Annotated in this window: 3 protein-coding genes and 1 pseudogene; 2 read left to right on the forward strand and 2 right to left on the reverse strand. The window is 64.2% G+C overall.

Translation table 11 applies throughout. The features are described from left to right. Window positions 1–252 (forward strand): annotated as a pseudogene (locus EN781_RS25370) (carbamoyl phosphate synthase small subunit); the annotation flags it as partial. 148 nt (window positions 253–400) lie between these two features. Here the strand turns inward: EN781_RS25370 and EN781_RS25375 are convergent. Together EN781_RS25375 and EN781_RS25380 are read right to left on the reverse strand one after the other, a co-directional pair. Then, complete coding sequence (locus EN781_RS25375) at window positions 401–1,669, reverse strand: TCR/Tet family MFS transporter (protein WP_126058781.1); 1,269 nt, start codon at window positions 1,667–1,669, stop codon at window positions 401–403. A gap of 161 nt (window positions 1,670–1,830) precedes the next feature. Beyond that, window positions 1,831–2,742 carry a neutral zinc metallopeptidase gene (locus EN781_RS25380; protein ID WP_126058780.1) on the reverse strand — a complete coding sequence of 304 codons (912 nt, stop codon included), beginning with the start codon at window positions 2,740–2,742 and terminating at the stop codon, window positions 1,831–1,833. Window positions 2,743–2,947: 205 nt separating this feature from the next. Between EN781_RS25380 and EN781_RS25385 the strand changes: the two genes are divergently transcribed. After that, a complete protein-coding gene (locus EN781_RS25385) occupies window positions 2,948–4,996 on the forward strand; it encodes a hypothetical protein (protein ID WP_127400440.1) in 2,049 nt (682 codons plus the stop codon). The last annotated feature ends 106 nt before the right edge of the window (window positions 4,997–5,102 follow it).

A 5,102-nucleotide genomic window follows, 5' to 3' on the forward strand; every position in this document is an offset into this window, starting at 1 on the left:
GTCGAGATCGTCTCGATGAACCATGGTTTCGCGGTCGACGCCGACTCGCTGCCGGAAGGCGTGGAGGAGACCCATGTCTCGCTGTTCGACGGCTCGAACTGCGGTATCGCGCTCACCGGCCGTCCGGTGTTCTCGGTCCAGCATCACCCCGAGGCCTCGCCCGGCCCGCAGGATTCGCACTATTTGTTCCGCCGCTTCGTCAACCTCATCCGCGAGAAGCGTGGCGAAGAATTGCTGGCCGAGCGCGCCTAGCGACCCAAGGCGTGTTGAGATTCAGGTCAGGCCGAGTCGAAAATGGCGGTTTCCGAGAACCGGAGCGGAGCGTACTTGAAGTACGTGAGCACCGGAAGCGCAGGAAACCGCTATTTGCAGGCCGGCATCACATGAATACCAACACGCCTCAAGCCGGATCGGTCACGGCCTCCTGCGCGTGCATGCGCTCAACCTCCTTCGGCGTCGGCTTGGCGACTTTCGTGACGAAGACGATCACCGCCAGGGTGAGGAAGACCGCACCCAGCAGATAGGGTGCGCCGCCGAACACGACCGGCGCGCTCGGCCCGGTGAACCACGAGAAGATCCCCGTGTAGAGCAGCGGTGTGATGATCGAGGTGATCGAAAAGATCGACGTCATCGCCCCCTGCAGTTCGCCCTGCGCTGAAGGCGGCACCTTGGCGGCGGCGAGGCTTCTCAGCGGCGGGTCGGCCAGCGCCTCCAGGCAGCCGACAACGATCACCGCATATATCATCCAGCCCTGCGAGGCGAAGGCGTAGCCGAAGGCGCTTAGCGCGGTGAAGGTCAGGCCGATCGCCGCCGTCTTCCACTCGCCGAGCTTCGGGATGACGCGCGGCAGGACGGTGGCCATCACGATCGCCCCGCACATTCCGAAGGCGCCGAGCGAGAAGCCTATCTGTTGCTCGCTCCAGCCATAGCGATAATTGGACACGAACGACCACACCGCCGGGTACATCATGTGTCCGAGCGTCATCAGGAAGAAGACCAGGCCGATCCAGCCGATGCCGTGGTAGTTGCGCATCTGGATGAGCGTGCCGACCGGGTTGGCGCGTTTCCACTCGAAGCGGCGGCGATGCTTGTCGTCGAGCGTCTCCGGCAGCAGGAACAGCGCGATCACGAAGTTCACCAAGGCAAGCCCGGCGGCGAAATAGAAGGGCACGCGCGGACCGAACGTGCCGAGCAGGCCGCCCAGCACCGGCCCGATGACGAAACCGACGCCGAAGGCGATGCCGAGCAGACCGAAATTCTTCGCCCGGTTCTCGTCGGTCGAGATGTCGGCGATGAAGGCCGATGTCGTCGAATAACTGGCGCCCGAGATGCCGGCCAGCACACGCCCGATGAACAGCATCGGATAGGACCAGGCGATGGCGCAGATCAGATTGTCGATCGAAAAGGTGAGCACGGAGGCAAGCAGGACCGGCCGTCGTCCGAACCGGTCGCTCAATCCGCCAATGACCGGCGCGAAGACGAACTGCATCGCCGCATAGGCGAAGAACAGCCAACCGCCTTCGATCGCCGCTTCGCTGACGCCGACGCCGGTCAGTTCCTGCAGATAGGCCGGCAGCACCGGCATGATGATGCCGAAGCCGATGATGTCGAGCAGCAGCGTCGTGAAAACGAGCGCAAGGCCCCGCCTGGCGGTTTTCGGGTCGATCATACTGGTGTCAAGCTCCTCGGCCGCCTTGCAGCAAAGGCGGGTGCACCTTATAGGCGAGCCCGCCGCCAAGAACAATAAGGGAACGACGGCAACTGCCTCATCCTGACATCAGTTGCCGTGGTGGCCGATCCTTGATCGCGCGGAACGAAGCGGATGTCGCCTCAAATTGGGTTGTTGAACGTGTCGCAGTCCGAAAGCTTGCCGCTCTTGTAGCCGCGCGCCAGCCAGGTCTGACGCTGCTGCGAGGTGCCGTGGTTGAAGCTTTCCGGCACGACGTAGCCCTGCATCTTCTTTTGAAGCGTGTCGTCGCCGATCTGCTTGGCGGCATTGAGAGCGCTCTCGATGTCGCCCTGTTCCAAAATGCCCTTCTGCGCGGTGTAATGCGCCCAGACACCGGCGAAGCAGTCGGCCTGCAACTCCACCTGCATCGACATGTGGTTGGCGTCGGCCTCGCTCATCCCCTGCCGCATCTTGTTGAATTTGGGCAGGATGCCGGTGAGATTCTGCACATGGTGGCCGACCTCATGCGCGATCACATAGGCCCGGGCAAATTCGCCGGAAGCGCCGAACTGCTGGTCGAGCTGCTGGAAGAAAGTCATGTCGAGGTAGACCTTGTGGTCGCCAGGACAATAGAACGGTCCGGCCGCAGCCGAGGCGAAGCCGCAGGCCGAGCGGATCTGGCTGCTGAACAGCACCAGCTTCGGATCCTCATAGGTCCGGCCATTGGCCTGGAAGATGCCTTTCCAAGTGTCCTCGGTTTCGGCGAGCACGGTCGAGACGAACTGCTTCATCTCGTCGGAAGCCGGCTCTCCTCCGCCGCCTTCGCTGCCGCTGTCGTCGGTGATCTGGCCGCCACTGTCGCCGCCGCCCAGTATCTGTGAAGGATCGAAGCCGAAATACCATCCGGCCAGCACAACCAGGATGACGATGAAGAGGCTGGAACCGCCGCCGGCGCGCCCACCGATCGGAATGCGGAACTGGCCGGGGCTGCCGCCGCCGAATCCGCCGCCGCCACCGGTGTCGCTGCGCTCGTCCTCGACGTTGTCACTCTGACGACGGCCTCTCCAGAGCATGGCAACTCCTCGCGATGCGAATTTCCAAACGGCCAGGCCGGCATCCTGGTGCCAATCAGACCCAACCAACAATTATCCCAATGGTTGCAGCAAGTCACAGCATTTTTCGCTTGCAACCGGTGCTGGAATGAGCGGCTCGAGCACTATGGCCGAGACCGGACAAGGCCTGTAGCATGGCGCCCGGACAAGGGGATGCGAGGGGCGCTTGCGGACGATCGGCCGTTTCCTGTTTCTGCTGGTGTTGGCCGGTTTCGGCGCTGGGGCGGCGCCTGCCGCTACGCTCGATTCCAGCGTCGCCGTCACCGATCCCGCGACCCTGCAGGCGCTTGAGCGCGGCGGTCTGTCGATCAGCCGCTTGCTCGGGCCGGCGATCGGGCTGACACGCGATGTCGACAATCGCGGCCTGTTTTCGGTGCGCGCGCTGACGCCGGTGCGCAATGCCGTCAAGCAGGAGATCGCCGACGAGCCGGCGACAAGCCCAGATCCCTATGTTGCCGGATTGGCGAAGTCCAAGGACGCAAGCCAGAAGTTCAATCCGAAATACATCGACGACAACGGCTCGACGCTGGACCTCACCGGCGTCGTCAACCGCATGGATCGCGGCTATCTCGGCCACACCGAATGCGGCGAGATCCGGCTGATCTACCGTTTCCACTATTCGGTCGAGGAAAAGCCCGGAGAGCGTGTCTCCTCGCGCCTGCCGCTGACAATGAGCCTGGTCTTCAACGCCAGGCCGAAGACCGCGACGGGCCGCGCCTCCAAGGATCGCCCGCGCGCCGCCGATGGGTCCTGCGCCGACGTCGCCAGGCGCTGGTTGGCGGCCGGCGGAAAAGACCTTCCACCTGAGCAGCTTGCGGCTTGGCTGCGCTCCGAGGATGGCCCGCTGTCGGGCGCCATGCTCAATTCCTCGCAGATCATGCGGCTCGAGCTCAACATGCAGGTGCTGCGCCTGTCGGCCTCGACGCGCCGCGATTTCGGCGGCCACGCCGAATATCTGCTCAAGATCTTCAAATGGGATCCGGCCACCGCCACCTTCCAGGAATCGCGGATGGAGAACCAGATCGACCGCAAGACGGTGCTGGCCGACCGGCAGGCCTTCGCCAAATGGCTGCTCACCGACCGCAACATCTACGATCTCGATCGCGGCCGGCTGATCGTCGACGAAAAATTCCTGGCAACCAGCGCCGTCTCCGTGGCGCCGGGCGGCATGGCGCGCTCGCAGAACAACATCGCTTATGGCTTGCTCGACGATGCCGCGGTCGACAAGGCGCTGAAGGACTATGTCGCCAGCGGCAACGCGCTGCGCACCATAAAGTCAGTGGCCGGCTTCAATCTGCGCCTCAACGAGATGAGCTGCACCGGCTGCCACCAGACCCACGGCATTGCCGGCTTCCACTACACCGGCGCCGATCCGGCCAGCGAGCCACGCCGCAACGCCGTCTTCGTGCCGGGCTCGGCGGTCTTCTTCGCCGACCTGCCGCGTCGCCTCGCCATCGTCGAGCAGTTCGCCGCCGGCCAGCATCCCGATTTCAGCAGAGGCTTCGCCGCCCGTCCGGACGCGAAGTTCGCCGAGGTGCTGAAGGGCACCGATCTCTACAATGGCTGGGGCTCGATCTGCTATCGCGGCACGGATGAAAGCTTCAAGGACTGGAGCTGCGGCGAAGGCCTGCGCTGCGCCGGCGTCCACGAAAGCGCCATCCATCCGGGCTTCGGCACTTGCGTCAGCGAGGCCGGTACTGCGGTCGGCGATCCCGTGGAGTTCGGCGAGATCAAAATGTCGAAATGGGGCAGCGACCAGTATTGCCGCCTGTCGCCGGCGACGGCGAGAGCCTGCGCCATCGATTCGGCAAGGGACAAGAAACCGCCGATCAAGCTTGCCGGCTACGGCGCGGCGCGCCAGCGCTACGACAACCCCGAGCAGAAGACCGGCGGCTTTCCCGGCGGCATGCTGCGCAAGGCGAGCTGCGACAAGCTGCCCGAGGAGGCGAGCTGCGGGCGGCTCGCCAAGACCGGCTTCAACGATTGCATCGGGTCCGGCAAGGACCACAAATATTGCACCAGGGAGTTCACCAAGACCGCCGGCCTGCGCGCCTGTGACAAAACGCATCCCTGCCGCGAGGACTATATCTGCACCGCCGGCTATGAAGACCTGGCCGAGGCCAAGCCCGGCAAGGGCACCTGCATCCCGCCCTATTTCATCTTCCAGTTCCGCGTCGACGGCCACCCGCGCAGCTGGGTGCAGGATACCGAGTAGTGAACGCCGCCAGCCTGCAGCGTCAAGGCTTCTGCTTGCTGCCGGCGCTCTTGCCGTCGGAACTTTTCGAGCGCTCCTCGAAGCGCGCCGCGCCCTTCTGCAGCGG

The sequence above is a fragment of the Mesorhizobium sp. M4A.F.Ca.ET.090.04.2.1 genome (assembly GCF_003999085.1).
Classification (GTDB): domain Bacteria; phylum Pseudomonadota; class Alphaproteobacteria; order Rhizobiales; family Rhizobiaceae; genus Mesorhizobium.

Coding starts and splice junctions, on each gene's coding strand:
- EN781_RS25375 (WP_126058781.1), bottom strand. CDS start 1,669: ATGATCGACCCGAAAACCGCCAGGCGGGGCCTTGCGCTCGTTTTCACG.
- EN781_RS25380 (WP_126058780.1), bottom strand. CDS start 2,742: ATGCTCTGGAGAGGCCGTCGTCAGAGTGACAACGTCGAGGACGAGCGC.